Genomic DNA, 23,380 nt, shown 5'->3' on the forward strand with positions numbered 1-23,380 from the left:
ACAAATAAAAAGGTAATTACCCTTCAATTCAGCATAGTTCAGGATACTTTTTTTAGTTAAATTTAGTAGTATTACAAAAAAAATCTTTAAAAAAGCTATGAAAAAAATTACGTTTAAAGTCATATTACTTTTGGTTTTTATGTTATGCGCTCTTGGCATAAAAGCGCAAGACGCCCCACCTTCCGATGGTGTTTTTAGATTACAAAATGTAGAGACAGGTCTATTCTTAACCACAGCAAGCGGAAGTGCTCAGCCAGTTACAATGACTGATTTAGCTGAAGATGATATAAGCACGCATTGGACGTTTGTTGTAAGTGGAGCGTATTATAATATAGATAGTGAAATTGAAACTGGTGGTACTGGAATACTACGCGCACCAGGCGCAGGAGGTCCTGGAGGTCCCTATGTAGTTTTAAGTACTACAAAAGCACCGCCAGCAGCAGATACAGATAAAACGTGGACGATACAACATAACGCTACTAATGACACTTATAGATTTGAGTCTAGAACGGCTGGGCGATATATGTATCATGACGCTAACGGAACGGTTACCCATGCAGTTGTTCAAGAAACAGATGATAGAAGTAATTGGGAACTCATTCCTTTTACAGAAACTCCTGTAGAAACAGCCCCAGATGAAGATACAAATACAGATCTAACTTGTCCAGCTTCTGGTATTTACCAAAACGACAATACCAGAAATGTAGATATACCAAATTCTGTTAATGTAGGTACTGCTGACGACAGAAGTTGCTATTCAGATTACTCAGAAAGTAGTTTTAATGGAAAAACTTGGGGTGTTTATAATATTACCGATGGTTCTAATCATTGGGATGGAGCAACGTTACAACCTAGGATCGAGCGTTCTTTACCGAGATCTGGGGAAACTGGTGTGGGAAGTTTTGCAAGATTCACAGGGATTGTTAGAATTCTAGAAGTCGGCGATGGAGGTTCTTTTGGCCAAAACGGAAGTTATTTAGCACAGGCCAAAGGAAAACACACTGGTGGTGGTGGTTCTAACGATCCTGCTATCTGTCTATATAGAGCACATCCTGTTTATGGGACTGGAATCAATGCAGATAAGCAAGTGGCTTTCGATATTTATGCTGAACGTATCTTATTCCGTGGCGGAGAAGGTAGTGGCAGAGAGGTTGTTTTTCTAAAGCGAGTCAATAAAAATGAAGAGGTTGATTTTGAGTTAGAGGTAGGTTTTAGAGAAGACCCTAATAACCCTGATTTAAAAATACATTATTGTGACGCGGTAATTGGAGGAGAAGCTTTTAATTGGGATATCCCAGAACCAGAAAGAGGTACTGAATCAGGTATAAGATATGGTGCTTATCGTGTAAGAGGTGGCAGAGCTCAAATGAGATGGGCAAATACAACTTATGAGAAATTTGAAGTTGTTGATAACTCAGGTCCACCGCCTAGTGATGATGTTTTAAGATTTAGAAATGTAGCTACTGGTCAATTCTTAACAGATGCAGGTGCATCAGCGACGCCAGTTACGATGACTGATTCTGGTGAACCGCTAAACACCCATTGGACTTTTGTGCAACAAGGTGGATTTGTAAATATAGATAGTGAAGTTAACGGCATATTACGTGCACCAGGTTCTGGTGGTCCCGGAGGTCCTTATGTAGTTTTAAGCACAGGTACAACAACAAGTTCTGGTGATAAAGTGTGGACCTTACATTATAACGATGTTGATGACACCTATAGATTTGAATCTGGTACCAGTGGTAGATTTATGTATCATGAAATGGATGGAACGGTAACACATATTCCAGTAGCTGAGTCAGATACGAGAAGTGTATGGGAGGCCATACCTACGAGTGAATCTTTAAGTATGGAGGATAATGAATTAACAGTATCTTCTCTTAAAGTATATCCTAACCCAGCTAATACTAATTTTACGATTGCATTGAACAACAACGTTAATGCAGATGTTAAAATCTACAATATGTTAGGAAAAGTGGTTTATAAAGGCGCCACTATTAATGGAAGAATTGAAGTTGCCAATAACGGAAGTCTAGCGTCTGGTTTATATATAGTAAGTGCGACAACGGATGATAATAAAACTGTTCAGGCAAAACTGATTATAAACTAATAATAATATCATATTAGTAATTCAAAAGAGGCTGTCTAATAAGACGGCCTTTTTTGTTTTTAAAACTACAGGACAAAACAGGATAGTTTTTCTTTGGAGTAATGTTAATTTTCCATATCACCTAATAACATATCTAAATGAAACATCCATTAGTAATTATTAATCACAAAACAGAATGATAATTAGGATGTTCCATGTGACTGTTAAAAAACAATAAATATTAACACATGAAAAGACGCAACTTTATAAGGCTTTCAACTATAGCAGGCGTAGGGTTATCACTTCCTATGTCAGGACTATTACATTCTTGCACGAGCCATCCAGAGCATTCCTTAGAATTTAAAAATTTAATCACAGGTTTATTAAAGGATTGGAGCGATGGTATGTTAAATGTACAGATTAACGATCCGTCTAATTTAGGTGTACACGGCGCTTTAGGTTGTCCCTCTTGTTCGCATATTCATGGACGTTGTATGGATGCGGTATATCCGTTTTTATATATGGCAGATAAAACTGGTGATGAAAAATATATTGAAGGTGCGAAGCTAGTAATGACTTGGGCAGAAAACAATGTCTCTCAAGAAAATGGCGCATGGACCGTAATTAAAAACCCAAAGTCATGGAAAGGTATTACCATTTTTGGAGCTATCGCTTTAGCAGAAGCTTTGCATTATCATGGTCATGTTTTAGATGAAGAAACTCGCACCACTTGGACGAGTCGCCTGGATAAAGCAGGTCAATATATTTATGACACATTTACCATAGACTTTACTAATATTAACTATCCAGGAACAGCGGTTTATGGGTTGAATTTAATCGGTAATGTTTTAAATAGAGACGATTTTAAGGCCAAGAGTAAAACATTGGCGTCTCAGGTAAAATCATATTTTACACCAAATGAAGGCCTACTTTTTGGGGAATGTAAAAAGAGCTCGAGTAAGTTAAGTGAAAAAGGTCTACATGGTGTTGATTTAGGTTATAATGTAGAAGAGACACTCAATAGTTTAGTGATGTATGCGCTTAAAGAAAAGGACGAAGAGTTATTACAAATTTTAACTAAATCTCTAAATAGCCACTTAGAATTTATGTTGCCAGATGGCGCATGGGATAACAGTTGGGGCAACAGAATGTACAAATGGAGTTATTGGGGAAGTAGAACCTGCGATGGTAGTCAACCAGCTTTTGGAATGATGGCGCACATTAACCCAGCTTTTGGAACGGCAGCAGTAAAAAATACCGAACTATTACAACGTTGCACGGCAGATGGATTAATCCATGGCGGTCCTGGTTTTATAGAAGCAGAAATTCCGCCTTGTGTGCATCACACCTTTACACATGCAAAACCATTAGCGGCATTATTAGACCATTGGGATCATTTACCAGAAATAAATGCAAATACAAGTTTACCACGAGCTATAGCAGATGGTGTTACACATTTTAAAGATTTAGATGTGTTCTTATTTGCTAGAGGTGATTGGAGAGGAACTGTGAGTGCTTATGATGCAGAGTATCATTATAAGGAAGATTACCGTCAGGCATCTGGTGGTGCTTTAGGCGTTTTATATCATGATAAAGTAGGATTGCTATGTGCAGCAAGTATGGCAGAATATACGTTAGTAGAAAAAAACAATCAACAAGTACAACCGAATAAAGATATCTGTTTAACACCACGAGTTGAGGTGTTTAAAGATGGTGTTTGGTACACTAATTTATATGATTTACCAGCAACGGTAGCTTCAGAAGATGCAGATGATATTATTAAATTAATAGCAGATGTAAAACTGAAAAATGTGGATAGAAAAGAAGTAGAAGGAACAGCATCTGCTTTTGATATCACTTACACATGTGCTGCAGATAAAACAGAAATTAAAGTAAATACAAAACAAGATATTACAGCGCAAACGGCATTTGTATTGCCTATAGTCTCACCAAATAACGAAGCCGTTACTCACGTTTCCCATTCAGAAATCACAATTCAGAAACCAGAAGGTGTAGTGACGCTAAAAGCTAATGTCCCTTTAAAAATAAAAGAAATGACTGGAAGTAGAACCTTTAATATGGTACCAGGTGTGGAAGCTATTCCTATTGAAGCATACTTTGATAAGGAAACAAATGAAGCTTTAGTAATTTCTTTATCAGTAAGTTGATGTTTTATGTAACACAAAGCCAATCAAGTAAATCAACATATCTATATGAAGTTATTCAAACTACTACTGCTTACGGTGGTAATATGCCTAACAAGCTGCGATTCAAATTCAAAAGTCTCATTATCAGACCTTAAATGTGAATACCGTACTAATCCATTAGGGATTGATAATACGTCACCTAGGTTAAGTTGGAAACTCACAGAAGACCATCAAACCAGAGGACAAAAACAAACCGCTTATCAAGTTTTAGTAGCGAGTAGTGTAGAACTCTTAAATGATAACAAAGGCGATGTTTGGGATTCTGGTAAGGTAGAATCCAATCAATCTGTAAATAACACCTATCAAGGCGATGAATTAGAATCTGCAAAACAATACTTCTGGAAAGTGAAAATTTGGGATAAAGATGGTGTCGTTTCAAACTGGAGTGATTACGGCAAATTCTCAATGGGTTTATTACAACAATCGGATTGGAAAGGTGACTGGATTCTTAAATCAGATCAGAAAAAAACGGACCACAATTGGTATAGAAAAAATGTAACTCTTTCAGATGATGCTGAATCTGCATTTGTATTGGTAGGATCATTTGGGTATCACGAATTGTATGTGAATGGAGAAAAAATCACCCAGAATGTGATGAATCCAGTGTCAACCTACATGAAAAAAAGGATAGCCTATTTAACTTACGATATTTCTGATCAATTAAAAGAAGGAGATAATGTCATAGCGATTTGGCATGCTGCAGGATGGTCGCGTTGGAGACGTATTAGTGAATACAGAAATATCCCTTTTGTATTTAAAGCACAAGCCAAAATTGTAGCAGGAGGCAAGCAAATTACGCTCAAATCTGATACCACTTGGAAAACTAAAAAGAGCCATACCGAATATTATGGTGATTGGGATATCTTACGTTTTGGTGGTGAAACCATTGACGATAGAAATCGAGAAGACGATTGGAATACAGCAGCATATGATGATAGCAACTGGATGAATGCAAGTGTTTACAATCATGAGATTTTAAACGCTCAAATTCCTGAAGGCAACAACATAAGTTTTGCATTGAATAGCAGAAAAAATAGAGAAGTACGTGCGTTATATAAACCTATCACGGCTCAGTTAAGCGCACAAATGGTAGAACCTCAGGTGAAATTTAAGGAGCTTAAAGCCATCGCTGTTGATAAAAATGATGATGGGACCTATAGCATTGATATGGGTGAAAACTACACCGGATTTTTTGAAATGGACTTGTATAATGGCGTCGAAGGAGATTCTATTCTATTCGAAATTACAGATAGAACAGAAGTGAGGTCTAACTGGAAACAAAAGAGCAAGTACATTTTTGGAAAATCAGGAAAGGGGAAATTCCAAAACCGTTTTAATGTTGCAGGAGGAAGATGGATTACAGTTCACGGTTTAAAATACCAGCCTAAACTAGAAGATGCAAAAGGCTATGTGGTTACAAACGATCGTAAACAAATCAGCAGGTTTGAATCGTCGAGTGAGCAATTAAATCAAATTTATCAAATCAATCTAAATACCTATTTATCCAATACTATGGATGGTATTTTAGTCGATTGTCCGCATCGTGAGCGTCGTGGTTGGGGCGAAGTTACAGTAGCTGCGATGTATGGCGATGCTTTACCAAATTTTGAGAGTGGTGCATATATGGATCAGTATCTTCAATATACGAGAGATGCACAATTTCCTGATGGAAGAACACGAGCTGTAATTAACGAAGAAGACCGTCCGTTTTTAATGTGGAAAGCCAATAACCCATTAACGGTTTGGGAAACCTACCGCATGTTAGGTGACAAAAAAGTACTAGAAGACAATTATGAATCCATGCAAAAATGGATGACATGGTTACTTGAAAATTCAAATTATGAAACTGCAGGTGCTATAAAAGCAGGTACACAAGGATTGAGAGAATTCCCAGGATTAGGAGATTGGTGTACACCTCGTGGTAATTTCTGGACCAGCAGTAACTCACCAGAAGCCGTCCATTTTAATAACTGCTTGTATGCGTTTATGCTAGATAATGCCATGCATATTTCAGAAACTTTAGGTAAAACAGACGATGCTAAAACATTTAAAGATCGTTTAAAAGTACAACGAGAAGCGACGCATAAATTGTCTTACGATTCAAAAACTGGTAAATACATCAAAGGCTATCAAGTAGATCAAGCTTTTGCTTTAGTGTCTGGTGTAACACCAGCGTCTGAAAAGGAAAAAGTAACTGCAAACCTAGTAGATAATGTGTTGTATAAATTCCCGTATTACGACACAGGAAGTTCTGGGCAAGCCTTATATACGCGCTATTTCACAGAGTCTGGTGAGCGTATGGACTTAATTTATGAGCTTCTAAGAGACAAGCATCACCCAAGCTATGGTTACTTTTTAGAGCAAGGAAAAACCGTTTGGCCAGAACGTTGGTCTGCAGTAGGGAATAGTCAAATACACACCTGTTATACCGGAATTGGAGGCTATTTCATAAAAGGTTTTGGTGGCATTCGTCCAAATCCAGAACAATTAGGCATGCAACAGATGGTTATTAAACCTGCACCTGTTGGCGATTTAACTTTTGCAAATACCGAATATGAGTCTATGTATGGAAACGTAGTAGTGAATTGGAAAAAGGAAGATAAAGACGCAACGTTTCATATTGAGGTTCCTGTAAATACAATGGCTAAAGTATATCTACCAGCAACAAGTAAAGATGCTATTCGAGAAAGTGGTGTTTTAGGCGAAAAAGCTGAAGACATTACCTATTTAGGAACAGAAAAAAACAAAGCGGTAGGCAATTATGTGATTTTTAATGTGCCATCAGGAATCTATAATTTTAAAGTAGATGAATTACCTGTAACACAATTTCCTGAACCTTTAAATGATTTAAAGAATCTTGCGAAATTAGGACGAATAAATGCATCATCTATGTTTATTCAATCGGAAAAACTACCCGTTTTTGAAGCTTTTAGAGTTAATGATAACGATGAGGAAACACGCTGGTTAGCTACCGAAACTAAAGATCAATATGTAGAAGTAGAATGGGTGAAACCACAAACCTTCAATAACGTAATTATTGATGAACATGAAAATAACATTTTGTCCTACGAACTTCAATATTGGGAAAACGGAGCATGGAAAACTATAGAAAAAGAAACCACTTGTGGTGCCAATAAAACCCATCAATTTGATACTATTGAATCTACAAAATTTAGGATTTTTATTGTTGATGCAAAACAAGCACCTTCGATTAAGGAACTGAAAATTTTCAATCAATAAAATAGTAATGAAAACAAATAGACGCAATTTTATAAAAAGCATGTCTGCACTTGGTATTCTGGGTGTCACATATCCTTTGTTATCGTCATGCGTCAACAAAAACGGAAACGAATATTTAAACGAAAAGATCACAAAAATCGAATTGTTTCGATACGACATTAACATACCGCGCTATTTTTCTTGGGGAACATGGCACAATCGTCAGCATTTATTTATCAAGATTTCTTCAGGAGATTTTTATGGCTGGACAGAAACACCAGCTTCAAAAAATAATCCTGATTTTAAACCTACGGCTTGGGTTGAATATTTAAAGCAGTTTAAAGGATTAACAATTGGTGAGGCTCAAAAATTATTGGCGTCAGAACAAGTGCTAGGTTCAAAACGATCTCTAAAAATGTTAGAGTCTTTAGATATGGGCCTTTTAGATGTATCAGGCCGATTGCAAAATAAACCTGCTGTTGAATTACTAGGTTTAACAGGAACAAATCCAGTTCCAGGGTTGTATTGCATACTAGACAAAGACGAGAAAAAAGTAAGAGAAGAAGCCGAAAAGAGTATCGAACAGAATTTAGCACATCATATGAAGTTTAAGATGTATGGTGACGAGGTTGTAGATATGAAATTACTCAAAACGATCAGAAACGTTTTAGGAAATGAAGCTGTGGTAATTTCAGATGTAAATAAAGGCTATAAAAAGTGGCAATCGTTAGATGAATTAAAAGGGATTTTAGACCGTTTTAAAGCTAATGGTTTAAATGCCATTGAGGACCCAGCTAATTTAAAACCAAATCAATGGGTTCAATTACAGGAAATGGTTGATGATTTAGCTTTAATTCCTGATGCACCAATGCGTCCTGCGTGGAAAGGTTTAGAAACCATAACAAAAGGCATGGGAAAAATTTATAATTTACATCCTTCGACTATGGGAAGTTTGAATCACACAGCGCAATTGGCTGAAAAAGTAAAAGACCTGGACGCAAAAGTAATGATAGGTGATGATAGTTTAGTAGGTCCTGCATGTTCTGCTTGGCAACAAATAGCGATAGGTCTATATGCGACTTGGGTAGAAGCCATAGAGAAGAAAGAAGATTCTAAACTATATCTAGAATGCCTGCAAAGTACTGCCACTAAAAAAGACGCTAATGGTTATTATTCTTATCAACCAAAACCCGGTTTTGGTTTGGAATTAGATACCGACCGTTTGAAAAAAGTAAGTGAATTATATATTGAAGTTTAACGTAACTATAAATTTTTAAAAGACTGTTGAAAACGATAAAAAATATAATAATGATGGTTAAAAAAATAGATTCTATTTTTTTTATTATGTTATTTTTTTTCCTGTTGACGAATTGTCAAAAAGAACAAATGGTTCAAAAACCTAATGTATTGCTTATTTGTGTGGATGACCTTCGTCCAGAGTTAAAGAGTTTTGGAGCAGAGTATATTAGCTCACCTAATATTGATGCTTTAGTGGAAAAAGGAATTAAATTCCAAAAACATTTTGTAAACTCACCAAGTTGTGGTCCATCTAGATATACCTTATTAACAGGGCAGTATGGACCAGCAGGAAACGATGCTCTTTTTAGTAGAGCGAATAAAATAAAGCAAGGCATTCTAAAAGTAGATAAAAGTATCCCAGAGTGGTTTAGAACATATGGCTATACAACGGTTTCGGTTGGAAAAGTATCTCATCATCCTGGAGGAAGAGGCGGAAAAAATTGGAATGATAGTACAAAAGTAGAGATGCCCAATGCATGGGATAAGCACCTTATGCCAGTTGCGGAATGGGAACACCCACGAGGAATGATGCATGGATTAGCTCATGGTGAGACTCGATTAAAATCAGGCAGTATGGATGTTTTTCAAACAGCAGAAGGTGACGATAACATTTATCCAGATGGAGCAATTACAGATGAAGCTGTTAAACAAATAGGAGCACTTGCTAGTAATAAAGAGAAACCATTTTTTCTTGCTGTCGGAATTATTAAACCACACCTGCCTTTTGGTGCACCAAAAACATATTATGATAGGTATGATGGTGTTGGTCTTCCCGAAATAAAACACCCTGAAAAACCGAAAGGAAGAACAACATGGCATGGATCTGGTGAATTTATGAAATACAACCGTTGGGGTAAAAACCCTAATAAAGATGTTGGTTTCGCGAATGAGGTTCGTCGTCATTATGCTACATGTGTCAGTTATGCTGATGCTCAAGTTGGTAAAATTCTTGCAGCATTAAAAAAAACAGGAGCAGATAAAAATACTATTGTTGTACTTTGGGGAGACCATGGTTGGCATCTAGGAGAACATGCGATTTGGGGTAAACATAGTTTGTTTGAGGAATCGTTGCATGCACCTTTAATAATTCATTACCCAGGAATGAAACATGAAGGTACGAATACAGATGCTATTGTAGAAACAGTCGATATTTTTCCGACGTTATGTGATTTAGCAGAAATTGAAATCCCTGAGTATGCTCATGGTACGTCTCTAAAAGAAATATTAGTAGACCCGAATGCTGCAGGTCATTATGCCATATCCTATAAAAATAATGTTTCAACCATTAGGACTTCAACGCATAGAATGACATTACATCAGGATGGATTTGTAGAATTATATAATCATACAACAATAGAAAAGGAAACTAAGAATATTGCCAAAGACTACCCAGAATTAGTTAAAGAGTTAAAAGTGAAGTTAAGAACTAGGTTAAACCTAAAATAAAAAAACAAAAAGAATAATGATAAAAGTTGGATTATTTGGAATAGGATTAGACACCTATTGGCCTCAATTTGAAGGCTTGCTAGAGCGTTTACAAGGTTATCAAAACCAAATTGCAGATAAGATGGAAAGTTTTGGTGCTGAGGTTGTAAATGTTGGTTTAGTTGATTCGCCGATTGTTGCAAGAGAAAAGGCACAAGAGTTAAAGACAGAAGATGTTGATATTTTGTTTCTATATGTTTCAACCTATGCGTTATCGTCAACAGTTTTACCCGTCGTTCAAAAAGTAAAATGTCCAATAATTATATTAAACATACAGCCTGTTGCCGCTATAGATTACCAAAGCTTTAATGCACTAGGTGATCGTGGAAAAATGACAGGCGAGTGGTTGGCTCATTGTCAAGCATGTTCTTTACCCGAATTGGCAAATGTTTTTAATCGTTCAGAAATAGATTATGAATTTGTAACAGGCTATTTAGATGAGCCACAAGTTTGGACGGAAATTCAGGATTGGATAGATGCAGCTCGTGTAGGCTCAGTAATGCAAAATAACAGACTAGGCGTTTTAGGACATTATTATGGTGGAATGTTAGATGTGTATTCTGATTTAACAAAACAGTCTACAGCGTTTGGCACACACATAGAAATTGTTGAAATGTGTGAATTAAAAAAGTATCGAGATGCAGTTACAGCACCTGAGATAGAAGAAAAAATATTAGAATTTAAAAACGTATTTGAGGTTGTTGACGCTTGTGAAGAAGATGAAATTATTCGTGCAGCAAAAACATCAATAGCCTTAGATAAATTAGTAGCAAATCATGATTTAGGGTCTTTAGCCTATTATTATGAAGGAGAAACAGGTAATGCATATGAAAATGTTGTAACGTCAGTCATTGCAGGAAACACCTTGTTAACGGGTAAAAATGTACCAGTAGCAGGAGAATATGAAGTGAAGAATGCACAAGCCATGAAAATTATGGATGCCTTTGGTGTTGGTGGTTCCTTTTCAGAGTTTTATGCAGTGGATTTTAATGATGATATTGTGATGTTGGGTCATGATGGTCCTGCACATTTTGCCATTGCCGAAGGGAATGTACAACTAGTACCATTACCAGTTTATCATGGAAAACCAGGTAAAGGCTTGTCTATTCAAATGACGGTAAAACACGGACCTGTAACTTTGTTATCTATTGTAGAAGGTAAAGACGATGTGTTTTTATTAGTAGCTGAAGGCGAATCTGTTGAAGGACCAATTTTGCAAATAGGAAATACCAATAGTCGTTATCGATTTTCAATAGGAGCTAGAGCATTTATGAACGAATGGTCTAAACAAGGACCATCGCACCATTGTGCTATTGGTGTTGGACATATTGCGAATAAAATTGATAAATTAGGAAACCTTTTGAATTTACGAGTCGTTCGTATTTGTTAGAATATTATTAACCAACAACCAACAACCATGCAAGCAATTTTAGGAGTATTATTTCATTCATTAGGTGGCGTAGCCGCAGGAAGTTTTTACATGCCTTATAATAAAGTCAAAGGTTGGGCTTGGGAAACCTACTGGATGGTTGGCGGCGTTATGTCTTGGCTCATTGTGCCACCAATAGCGGCTTATTTAACCGTTCCTGGTTTTATGGATATCATCACGGCAAGCTCAAGTACAATTTTAGGCTTTACCTTTTTAATGGGATTACTTTGGGGAGTTGGAGGCTTATCTTACGGTTTAGGAGTGCGTTATTTGGGTATGTCTTTAGGGAACTCAGTAGTTCTTGGTTTTTGTGCCGCTTTCGGTGCTATTGTACCATCCATATATTACAATTTTAAGCCTGAAGTTGGTAAAACATCCTTTACGGATATGTTGGGTTCTTCAGGTGGTCAAATCGTATTGCTTGGTGTTTTAATTTGTTTGTTGGGCATTGTAATTTGCGGAAAAGCAGGCATGCTAAAGGAGAAAGAACTTTCTGATGAAGAAAAGAAAAAGAGTATTTCAGAATTTAATCTGGTTAAAGGGTTAATCGTTGCTATTCTTTCAGGTATTCTAAGTTCATTTTTTAGTTTCGGAATAGAAGCAGGAAAGCCTTTAGCAGATGCAGCTATTGACTCTGGATACGATAGTTTGTTTGCTAATAATGTCACTTTTGTGGTGATACTTTGGGGAGGATTAGCCACCAACTTAATTTGGACCACCCTTTTAAGCATTAAAAATAAATCCTATAAAGATTTTACGAATAAAACGACACCAATAAGAAGCAACCTATTGTTTTCAGCTTTAGCAGGTACTATCTGGTTTTTACAATTCTTTTTTTATGGTATGGGAGAAAGTAAATTAGGAAATGGTGCTAGCTCTTGGATTCTTCACATGTCGACCATAATTTTAACAGCCAATCTTTGGGGAATTTATAGAAAGGAATGGCATGGTGTCGCTAAAAAAACGAAAACCACAATTACTACAGGAATTATAGTTATTATTTTATCTGTGGTATTGGTCGGTATAGGCAACTCAATTTAGAATAAGACTACTTTTTACATGAGAGTACAGGATAAATAAGCTTGAAGATTAGTTTAATTTTCAAGCACTAAAGCCAACAAAAAACAATTCACGAAATGATAAAGCAAAACATCTACTTTCTACTATTACTCATATTTTGTTTTTCATGCGATAAGAATAATGAGCAAAGCAATACGCTAACATTTGAAAAACTATTAGTCAACTCAAAAGAAAATCCATTAACTATTGAAAGTAAACAACCACTATTTTCATGGTTGGTAAATGTTGAAGGATACAATAAATCCCAATCTTCATATCATATTCTTGTGGCATCTTCAGAAGATAAATTAAACGAGAATGATGCTGATGTATGGAATTCTAAAAAAGTAGAAAGCGATAAATCTACATTTGTAAACTATAAAGGAAAACCTTTACAAGCCTTGCAAGCCTATTTTTGGAAAGTAAAAATTTCGGATAATCAAGGTACTGTTTCAGACTGGTCGGAAATTCAAAAATTTGAAATGGGATTGATGAACGAGACTAATTGGGGAGATTCAAAATGGATTACTTTAAATAAAGATACTAGAACTTCAGAACATCGTTTTAGAGACTACAAAACAGGGAGGATGAAAGAACCTCAAACTGTTGATGGTTTTGCGGCAAGCTATTTTAGAAACGAGATAAATGTTACTAAAACTATTAAAAACGCTCAAGCTTATATCTGTGGATTAGGCTACTATGAGTTGTATCTGAATGGTGAAAAAGTAGGCGACCATGTGTTAGACCCTGCACCTTCAAATTACGACAAGCAAGCTTATTATGTAAACTATGATATCACGGAACAACTTAAATCTGGTAAGAACGCATTCGGAATTATAATGGGAAACGGATTTTATGGACAGAATATCTCTTGGAAACGCGACCCAGAATCCGACAAAGATTTGGCTTATGGACCACCAACGGTTAAGCTATTAGTCAAGTTAACCTATGATGACGGCTCTGAAGCTGATTTTTATACTGATGAAACCTGGAAAGAAGCGACAGGTCCAATTGTATTCAATAATATTTACGGTGGTGATACTTACGATGCCAATTTTGAATTAGGTGATTGGTCTAGTGTAGGTTATGATGATAGCTCTTGGGAAAATACAATTGTAACATCCCCAAAATTAAAAACCATAAGTGCACAACAAATACTACCAATAAAAAAACTAAAGGAACTAGAACCAAAAAAGGTTTTTAAAGGTGCTGATGGAGAATGGATTGTAGACTTTGGGCAAAACATTGCAGGTTGGGTGAAAATCAATGTGCAAGAAAAGAAAAACCAGTTAATTGAAATCATTACTACAGAAGCTTTGTTAACCAATGGAGAAGATATTTTTAAAGGTTCTACAGGTGGTGGTGCTAATGGAATGCCACAGATTTACAAATACATCTGCAAAGGAGATGGTTTTGAATCTTGGGAGCCAAAGTTTAGTTACCATGGTTTTAGATATGCCAAAATATTAGGTGTTTCAAGTAAGCCAGATGCTGATATGATTAAGGCAGTATTAGTAGCTACTGATGTAGTAGAAACAGGAAGTTTCACATCGTCTGATGCGTTATTCAACAAAATGCATAGTATTAGTAAATGGACGATTGTAGATAATTTACATGGAATTCCAGAAGACTGTCCACATCGTGAAAAATGTGGTTGGTTGGGAGATGCACATGCCTTTTGTGAATATGCATTGTATAATTATGATATGTATGATTTTTATAAAAAATATATGGAAGATATCCGCACACAAATGCGACCTACTAAAGGCCATAATAATCCAGAAATTAAGTTTCAAGTGCCTACGATGATTGCACCTGGAAAACGTACGTCAACTTATGCAAAAATAGATTGGGGTGTGGCAACGATGTATTTGCCTTGGTATAATTATTTACACTATGGAGACGATACGATTGTAAAAGAGTATTACGACGATATGAAAAACTTGATGGATTTCTACTTAAACTTTAAAGGAGAAAACGGCATAATGCAAGATGGTATGGGTGATTGGTGTCCACCACTTTGGGATAGAAGAAAGAATCCTAGTGCTATGGAATGTGATCCTATTATTTCTGCTAATGCGTATTTCTATGATGTTCTGGGTATTATGGAACGTTTTGCAAAAATGAATAATGATGGAGCTTATGAAGCACAAATGAAACAGGAAAAAGAGGCTTTGAAAAAGGCGTTCAACAAGGAGTTTTTAGTTAATATCCCTAATACAAATCACCAATGGTATCAAAGTCAGACAGCTACTGTCCAAGCTTTACAATTTAATATGGTGCCAGAAGATAAAATTGAAACGGTTGTCAATGGTTTGGTTCACAACATTATTGAAGTAAAAGGTGGACATCATTCCACAGGAATCCATGGTAATAGATATATCTACACTGTTCTATCCAAATACGGAAAAGCCGATTTAGCCCATCAAATATTAACAACGCCAGATTTTCCGAGTCAGACATATGTGATGAATTCGGGATTCACCACATGGCCAGAACGTCAGTTTGAATGGGAGAAAATGGAAGGGCCAACCAATTCATTAAACCATCCGATGCATAGTGGTTTTGCTGCTTATTTTTATGAATCTTTAGGTGGTATTAAATCATCAGAATCAAATCCTGGATATAAAATGTTTGTGGTTAATCCAGAATTCCCAAGTGAAATAACTAGTACAACAGTATCGGTTCCTTCACCTTATGGTGCTATAAAAAATGATTGGAAAGCTAAAAATGGTCTTTTAACTATGAATATTGATATACCTTTCAATACAAAGGCGAAGCTTGTAGTGACGTCTTCAGAACTTGAAAGTCTAGAAATAAATGGTAAATCAGTTGAAGATTTTAAAAAGCAGAATACGCTAGAAATTATAGAAAATGCTGTGGTTTTAGGCTCAGGGAAATATAGGATTGAATATTCAAAAACTTCAATATGAAGAAGAACGCTTTACTAATTTTACTATGTAGTATAGTTTTTTGTTTCTCATCATGTAAAAACAAAGATGCTTCAATAGAGAAAGAGAACAAATTTCAGTCCATATTTAACGGTAAAGATTTAGAAGGCTGGAGTGGAGATCCAAAATATTGGCGTGTTGAAAATGGTATTTTAATAGGAGAGGTAACTCCCGAAACAATTCTAAAACGTAATTCTTTTGTGATCTATGAAACAGAACAACCTGAAAATTTCGAACTAAAACTAGAGTATAGAATAACCAATTCTGGAAATAGTGGTATCAATTACAGAAGCGAAATTATTGATAATGTACCATTCGCATTGAAAGGTTATCAATGCGATATTGATGGTAAAAATAAATATACAGGTCAGAATTACGAAGAGAAAAAACGAACGACATTGGCTTATATTGGCGAAATAGTAACCATACCTCAGATGCCTGATAGTATACCCAAAACTGGCTTGCGTAAAAATGTAAAGAAAAATTGCTGGCAAACTAGAACTATTACAGAAACAAAATTGAAATCGAAGCTAAAATCATACATCAAGTCTAACGATTGGAATGCCGTTCACCTCATAATAAAAGATAATAGAATGCAACATTATGTCAATGGTGTCCTATTTAGTGAAGTAAACGACATGGATGAGGCAAATAGATCTACAAAGGGCTATATAGGTGTTCAGGTTCATGTTGGACCACCTATGAAAGTGGAATACAAGAATATAAAATTAAAACATTTGTTGTAAAATCAGAATGTCCATATTTGATTAAAAAAATGAAATAAAAACTAATAAAACAAAGTTGGATAATAAGGCTACCTTTTATTGTATTCCTTTTTAAATTCCTCTAGCATTTTTTTAATAATGGTCTTAGGATTACCATCTGATAGGCTTTCAAACGAGACATAACCACGAAAATCGTGTCGCTTTATCATGGCAGCCATTTGCTTCATGTCTGTAGGTGTTTTCACTTGATTGTGATATACATGTTCTTTAATAAACCAATAATTGGCATAAGGTGCCAGTTTTTCTGCTTCGGCATAGGGGTCGCTTGAAGTTCGAAGCCCAGAAATATCAAGAATAAGACCAAACCATTCAGTGTCTACACGTTTAATGATATCTATAACTTCATCAGCTGTAAATAAGAACTCATTATGATTCTGTAAAGCAGCAATTACACCAACGTCTGCACCATGCATAGCACATTCTTTAAAGGCTTCCACCAACCACGTTTTTACTTGTTCTTTAGTGTATCCTTTAGGTTGGTTTCTTCCTGTGAAAATCCGTAAAATTGAAGACCCAATATCAGATGAGACATCTAGCCAGTCTTTAATCATTTTTATATCCCTGTTTCTAGCGTCTGCATTAGCCGTTACAAAATTATTTCGAACACCAGTCCATGAGATATTAAGACCAAGTTCTAATGCTCGTTTTTTTAAAGCAAAAATCTCAGGTTTTTTAGGAAGTTTAGGGTAGGATGAAAAATAATAAGCAGTTAAATCTACAGCATTAAGACCAATATCTGCAGCGAACTCCATCATATCAAAGAGGTTCATTTCACCACTTCTAAATTCATCATTAAAAGAATAGGCGTTAACGCTATATTGCAAACGTTTTAAAGATGCAGTTTCAGTTCTTCCTGAGAAAGAAGCAGTACTCAATAATGCAGGGAAAGACAACAGGGCAGGTGCCATTATTAACTTCTTAATGGCATCTCTCCTGCTGTTTTTCATAATATTTTAATGGTAACTAAATTTAAGGTATTTCTAAACTTAATTAATTATATTCAAGTGTGGTATTGGCCCATCTAATTTGAGCTCTACCACCTCTCACACGGTAAGCACCATATCTCATTTTTGATTGTGTACCTCTTTCTGGATCTGGGATATTCCAATTAAATGCTTCTCCTCCAATTATAGCATTACAATAATGTATTTTTAAAGCAGGGTCACTAGGGTCTTCTATAAATCCTACTTCTAGTTCAAATGAAACTATTTCGTTTTTATCTACCTGCTTTAGAAAAACAACCTCTCTACCATCACCTGATCCACCGCGTTCTAAGATACGTTCTGCATAAATATCAAAAGCAACTTGTTTGTCAGCATTAATACCCGTACCGTAAACAGGATGTGCTCTATATAAACATATAGCTGGGTCTGGAGAACCGCCTCCGCCTGTATGTTGCCCTTTAGCCTGTGCGATGTATGTTCCATCTTGACCAAAAGATCCTGCATCTGCTACTTCAAGGATTCTAAAATCTGCTGTAAATTTAACAAATGATCCTACATCTGAGTTTGCTATGGCCGATGCGCGTTCTATTCGAGGTTGTAAGGTTCCTGGTGTGTCCCAGTGATTAGAACCATCAGTAATATTATATATCCCCCAAGTTGTACCATCAATAGTGCTTTCTGAGTAATCCGAGTAACAACTTCTGTCATCAACTCCACCTACATTAGCAGGGTTTGATATATCTACATTTCTGGTATTATCATTCTGGAATTCACCTGAAGCAGGACAAGCTAAATCTGTGTTTGTATCTTCATCAGCTGCTGTCCCAACAGGTTCTGGGTCTGGATCTGGGTCTGGATCTGGGTCTGGTATTTCATAAACAATTGAGTCTTCAGAGAATCCAAGCCCATCTTTTGTACAAGAAGAAAAAGCTACAAAAACAGTTAATAGGGCAATCAATCCTAGTTTGGTTTTAAAATTCAAATTTTTCATATCTATATATTCTATTTTTCTCAAAAATAAATAATTAAAATAAACGAACCATCCTGAACTATACTGATTGAATATCTAAATTAATATATATTATTAAAAGTCCCAACAGGATAGAACAGGATGCTAGTATTGCCATATGTAAATATCTTTAAAAAAGATAATTTTTTATTTGAGTTAGTCACTTATTTAATTAGGTCGGAGAAGTTATTTTTCGACCTAATTAAATATTTCAACTTATGATAAAGCTTGTTAACTTTTTGGAAGTAGTAATAATTACTAAATATAAATATGAATCGGTACTTTTTTACACTTTTCTTATGCATACCTTTTATTTTTTTGGCACAAATTAAGCATGGCCTAAGAGATGATGCAGGACGCCATATCATTCCTAGAGGTTTCGTGGTAAATACAAACGACCATAAAGGGGAGGTGTTTTTTAATAGTGATGATTACGCCAGAATGGTAAGAATGGGAGCTAATACCCAAGTTATTCGTTTAGAATTAGGCAAGCTAAGTGCCTTTCCTGGGGGTCAATTAGAACCAAATTATCTAAAAAAACTGGATATGCTTGTTGCTCTAGGGAGGAATCATGGCATTAAAACGGTTTTTAAAATGACGGTTTATGGTGTCGATAAATTTGTGTGGGAGGAATTTTGGCTAAATAAAAAAGGAGAATACAAGACTTATATTGATGCATGGAATGTAGTTTGGAATCGGTTTTCAGAAAATGATGCCGTTTTTGGTTACGATGTGGTTAATGAACCAAGAAAGCTAACGATGGATATTTCTTATGAGGATTTAACTAACAAATACCTGATACCACTTTATCAAAAAATAATTGACGAAAGTCAAAAAATTAATCCAAATAAAATGATTTTGTTTCAATCCATCTTTATGAACAAAGGAGAAAAGGTAGAAAAAAATCAATATGCTGAAATAAAGGCACCAATTAACAGAAAGAACATCATTTTTGCACCACATATATATCAAAATGATATTGATTTTATAAAGCGAAACATGGATCGGTTCGATAAAGAATCAGATATGTTAAAGGCACCAATTCTTATTGGTGAATGGGGTTTTCCAACATTTGCCACTACAGACACATTGGTTGAGGGAAAATTAGGACAATTAAAATACCGAGAGCTTTATATCAGAACTGCTGAAGTTTTTGATCGCATGGGAGTGGGTTCAATTAAAGCTTGGTTTTTAGGTAATAGAACGATGCAAAACTTTCTTCCTGGTGGACCATCTACTTGGTCAATTTTTAGCGATAGCACAGATGCTGGTACAGTAGAGCGTAAATATATCACTGACGTGATATCGAGACCGTTTCCGCAAGCCATAGCAGGTGATATTCAATCCTTTTTCTTTAATCATGCCACAAGAACGTTAGATATAAACATAAAAACAGATAACAATAAAGGTGCGTCAAAAGTATTCATTGGTGCTAACCGTCATTATCCTGATGGATTTTCAATACTTATAGATTCAGATGTAGTGATGTTTTATAATCCTCTAAGAAATGTAGGATTGGAAACTTATAAATCACCAAACGATTTTGATCCCTCTAATTATATTTGGGATGCTAATACTCAGAAGTTGGTGATTTTAAAATGGCCAAAAGATGAAGACTATTTAAAGATTAGAATTGTACCAGGAATACGAAATTTTGACTAACAAACTAATAAGATGAAAATGAAGAAATTATTGCTAGCCATATGCGTTGTAATCATATTTTCCGGCTGTAAATCGGAAACTAGTTCTCAGCAAACAACAAGTAAGGAAGATGCGGAAATCGCTGAAAAAGTAGAAAGCCTTATTAGTGAAATGACCTTGGACGAAAAGATTGCTGAAATGACCCAAGATGCACCAGTTAACGATCGTTTAGGTATTCCGTATATGAAATATGCAGAAGCATTACACGGTATGTGGCTTGTACTCGATTATTATGGTAATACAACGGTTTATCCTCAAGCTATTGCTGCAGGATCTACTTGGGAACCAGAGTTAGTCAGAAAAATGGCTTCTCAAACCGCAATAGAAGCACGTGCCTTAGGTGTTACACATTGTTATTCGCCTAATTTAGATGTCATCTCTGGTGATCCAAGGTATGGTAGAGTAGAAGAATCTTATGGCGAAGACCCTTATTTAGTATCTAGAATGGGTGTTGCATTTATCGAGGGTTTACAAGGTACTGGTGATGAACGATTTGATGAGAATCATGTGATTGCAACAGCTAAGCATTTTATTGGCTATCCAGAGAACAGACGAGGTATCAATGGTGGTTTTAGTGATATGTCGGAGCGTCGTTTGCGAGAAGTTTATTTACCACCCTTTGAAGCTGCGGTAAAGGAAGCAAAAGTAGGTTCTGTTATGCCAGGTCATCAAGATTATAATGGGATTCCGAACCATATGAATACTTGGTTATTAAAGGATATTTTAAGAGATGAGCTAGGTTTTGACGGTTTTATTGTTTCTGATAATAATGATATTGCCAGATTAGGAACCATGCACTTTATTGCTGAAACTAGAACTAAATCAGCTATTTTGGGATTAAAAGCTGGTGTAGATATGGATTTAGTCATAGGAAAGAATGAGAAATTTGCTGCATATAATTCCAACGTGTTAAAAGACACGATAATAAAGAATCCTGATTTAATGACCTATATAGATAAAGCAACATCTCGTATTTTAACTGCAAAATACAAATTGGGTTTATTTGATGCAGAACCAGAAGAGATTGACCCCAAAACTGTAAATGTTGGTAAAAAAGAACACCAAGAGTTTTCTTATGAAATGGCAAAAAAAGCCATGATTTTATTAAAGAACGAAAATAATCTATTGCCGCTAGATATTAATAGCATTAAATCCCTAGCAGTAATTGGACCGAATGCACACGAAGAGCAACCAGCAAAAGGAAGTTATTCGTTATTAGGTGGTTATTCAGGATTGCCACCATTTTACACATCTGTTTTAGAAGGGTTAACTAGTAAAACCGAAGGAAAGATGAAAATAAATTATGCCAAAGGCTGTGATTTGTTGAGTAATTCAAAAGAAGGGTTTTCAGAAGCTATTTCAGCAGCAAAAAAATCGGACGCAGTTGTACTTGTAGTTGGTGGTTCGCGTAAAACTGGAGGTGAAGGTGCAGACCGCTCAGATTTAGATTTGTATGGAGTCCAAAATGAATTGGTTGAAGCCATCCATAAAACAGGAAAACCAGTCGTTGTAGTTTTAATCAATGGACGTCCTTTAACTATTAATTATATCGCAGAAAATATTCCGTCGATATTAGAAACTTGGTATTTAGGCATGCACTCTGGTGATGCTATTGCAGATGCTATTTTTGGAGATACCAATCCAGGTGGTAAGCTTACAGTGTCGTTTCCTCGTGATGTTGGACAAGTACCTGTCACTTATCTTGAACGACCAGATTTTATAGGTTCTGGTAAAGGCCTTTATAAAGATGCTAATAAATCGCCATTATACCCTTTTGGTTTTGGATTGAGTTATACAACCTTTAAATATGGTGCGCCAAAACTTCAAAGTGCATCTATTAACGCAGACGGTTCTACTACGGTTTATATAGACGTTACAAATACTGGGGAAAGAGCTGGAGATGAGGTCATACAAATGTATGTGAGAGACGATTTTGCTTCGGTTGGGCGTTACTTAAAAATGCTAAAAGGTTTTGAACGTATCACCCTAAACCCTGGTGAAACAAAAACAGTCAGCTTTAATTTAGGTTTTGATGAGCTTAATATTTTAAATCAAGACATGAAAAAAGTTGTGGAACCTGGAACATTTACAATTTCCGTTGGGACCTCGTCCTTAGAAAAGGATTTACAAAAAGTGATACTAAGCGTTAAATAGTTTATAAATAATTAATTTTTGAATATCATTGAGTTATGAAAAAAAATACAATAAAGATTACACTGGTATTTATACTTTCAATAGTATCTAATCAAATGTTTTCTCAAACGGCAACTTGTGATGGAACTCTACCTTTTGAAGAACAGAATGGCCTGTTAACAATAGAGATGGAATCTGGTGTCTTACCTTCTGGATCAGATTGGCAAACAGGCAGTGAGGCTGATCCTAATTTACCTGGGTCGACCATAAATTATATATATTGGGATGGAGTACAATCTTTCAATGCTTTAAGTGGAGCACCAATTACTTACAATATAAAAATTAATAATCCTGGGACTTACAGACTTGCATGGCGTGGACGAATTGGTACAGGTACTTCAGGTGGAGAACACAATGATGCGTGGCTTCGTATAGTAGCCGATGATTTTTATGCTACAAGTCAAAATAGTTCAACTGCTACCACTCAGTTAGAGCCAAGACCTAGTTGTAATAGTAATCCAAATAGGGATTGTCCGGTAGGTTCTAGTACCAATGGATATTTCAAAGCCTTTATGAATAGACACCCTGTTAACTTGCCTATCGATCAGCGTTGGGGTTTCGTTACTAATACAAACGATGGTAATTCTTTTAGGTTTATGTGGGCTACGTTTAATGCTCCAGGTAACTATTCCGTAATTGTAGATGCCAGGTCTAGTTTCTTTTTTATGGATAAAATGGTATTACGCAGAACGGATGTTTCTGATGGTACAGCGTTTAATTTAAATAATCCAGAATCGTCATGTAATAGTGCACTATCTGTAAATGATATAAACAAACGAGAAACAAAAATTTACCCAAACCCAACGAAAGGGAAATTAGAAATTAGCAACCTACCTATCAACTCTAGTTTAACTATTTTTAATTTTTCTGGAGCTATCCTCAAGGAAATAAATACAACAAAATCTTCAGAAATCATTGATATTAGTGATTTAGCAAGTGGTATTTATTTTATATCAAATTCTGATAAAAATAATTATTTCGTAAAAAAAATTATTAAAATATAATATCTA

Annotated in this window: 14 protein-coding genes; 12 read left to right on the forward strand and 2 right to left on the reverse strand. The window is 35.7% G+C overall.

The features are described 5' to 3' along the window. Positions 1-97: 97 nt before the first annotated feature. The 9 genes from ACFWU4_RS04220 (at position 98) to ACFWU4_RS04260 (ending at position 16,484) form a co-directional block, all read left to right on the forward strand. Complete coding sequence (locus tag ACFWU4_RS04220; protein ID WP_411125180.1) at positions 98-2,110, forward strand: T9SS type A sorting domain-containing protein; 2,013 nt, start codon at positions 98-100, stop codon at positions 2,108-2,110. Between the two features lie 227 nt (positions 2,111-2,337). Further along, complete coding sequence (locus ACFWU4_RS04225) at positions 2,338-4,257, forward strand: hypothetical protein (RefSeq protein WP_411125182.1); 1,920 nt, start codon at positions 2,338-2,340, stop codon at positions 4,255-4,257. A 45-nt stretch (positions 4,258-4,302) separates the two neighbouring features. Then, entirely contained in the window at positions 4,303-7,536 is a 3,234-nt protein-coding gene (locus tag ACFWU4_RS04230; protein WP_411125184.1) for a family 78 glycoside hydrolase catalytic domain, read from the forward strand. A 7-nt stretch (positions 7,537-7,543) separates the two neighbouring features. Beyond that, complete coding sequence (locus ACFWU4_RS04235; RefSeq protein WP_411125186.1) at positions 7,544-8,773, forward strand: enolase C-terminal domain-like protein; 1,230 nt, start codon at positions 7,544-7,546, stop codon at positions 8,771-8,773. A 128-nt stretch (positions 8,774-8,901) separates the two neighbouring features. Beyond that, positions 8,902-10,260 carry a sulfatase gene (locus tag ACFWU4_RS04240; RefSeq protein ID WP_411125188.1) on the forward strand — a complete coding sequence of 453 codons (1,359 nt, stop codon included), beginning with the start codon at positions 8,902-8,904 and terminating at the stop codon, positions 10,258-10,260. A 16-nt stretch (positions 10,261-10,276) separates the two neighbouring features. Next, the gene (locus ACFWU4_RS04245) at positions 10,277-11,689 is read left to right on the forward strand and encodes a hypothetical protein (RefSeq protein ID WP_411125190.1); all 1,413 of its coding nucleotides are present in this window, start codon (positions 10,277-10,279) and stop codon (positions 11,687-11,689) included. A 27-nt stretch (positions 11,690-11,716) separates the two neighbouring features. Then, positions 11,717-12,769 (forward strand): L-rhamnose/proton symporter RhaT, encoded by a 1,053-nt coding sequence (rhaT, locus tag ACFWU4_RS04250; RefSeq protein WP_411125191.1) that lies wholly within the window; start codon positions 11,717-11,719, stop codon positions 12,767-12,769. A 95-nt stretch (positions 12,770-12,864) separates the two neighbouring features. Further along, on the forward strand, positions 12,865-15,720 hold the full coding sequence (locus ACFWU4_RS04255) for an alpha-L-rhamnosidase (RefSeq protein WP_411125193.1): 2,856 nt from the start codon (positions 12,865-12,867) through the stop codon (positions 15,718-15,720). Beyond that, a complete protein-coding gene (locus tag ACFWU4_RS04260) occupies positions 15,717-16,484 on the forward strand; it encodes a DUF1080 domain-containing protein (protein ID WP_411125195.1) in 768 nt (255 codons plus the stop codon). Before ACFWU4_RS04255 ends, ACFWU4_RS04260 begins: the two co-directional genes overlap by 4 nt. Before the next feature lie 68 nt (positions 16,485-16,552). Here ACFWU4_RS04260 and ACFWU4_RS04265 read toward each other — a convergent pair whose 3' ends face one another. Beyond that, positions 16,553-17,470, reverse strand: coding sequence for a sugar phosphate isomerase/epimerase family protein (locus ACFWU4_RS04265; RefSeq protein ID WP_411125197.1), 918 nt, complete (start codon positions 17,468-17,470; stop codon positions 16,553-16,555). Between the two features lie 43 nt (positions 17,471-17,513). Next, entirely contained in the window at positions 17,514-18,458 is a 945-nt protein-coding gene (locus ACFWU4_RS04270; RefSeq protein ID WP_411125199.1) for a hypothetical protein, read from the reverse strand. A gap of 336 nt (positions 18,459-18,794) precedes the next feature. Here ACFWU4_RS04270 and ACFWU4_RS04275 point away from each other — a divergent pair, with 336 nt between their 5' ends. From ACFWU4_RS04275 to ACFWU4_RS04285, 3 genes are read left to right on the forward strand one after another with little or no spacing between them, the layout of a single operon-like run. Further along, a complete protein-coding gene (locus ACFWU4_RS04275) occupies positions 18,795-20,138 on the forward strand; it encodes a cellulase family glycosylhydrolase (protein ID WP_411125201.1) in 1,344 nt (447 codons plus the stop codon). Between the two features lie 18 nt (positions 20,139-20,156). Further along, positions 20,157-22,331, forward strand: coding sequence for a beta-xylosidase (locus ACFWU4_RS04280; RefSeq protein ID WP_411125203.1), 2,175 nt, complete (start codon positions 20,157-20,159; stop codon positions 22,329-22,331). A 35-nt stretch (positions 22,332-22,366) separates the two neighbouring features. Beyond that, on the forward strand, positions 22,367-23,374 hold the full coding sequence (locus tag ACFWU4_RS04285; RefSeq protein ID WP_411125205.1) for a T9SS type A sorting domain-containing protein: 1,008 nt from the start codon (positions 22,367-22,369) through the stop codon (positions 23,372-23,374). The last annotated feature ends 6 nt before the right edge of the window (positions 23,375-23,380 follow it).

Source organism: Winogradskyella sp. PE311, from assembly GCF_046545555.1.
In the GTDB taxonomy this organism is placed as follows: Bacteria; Bacteroidota; Bacteroidia; order Flavobacteriales; family Flavobacteriaceae; genus Winogradskyella.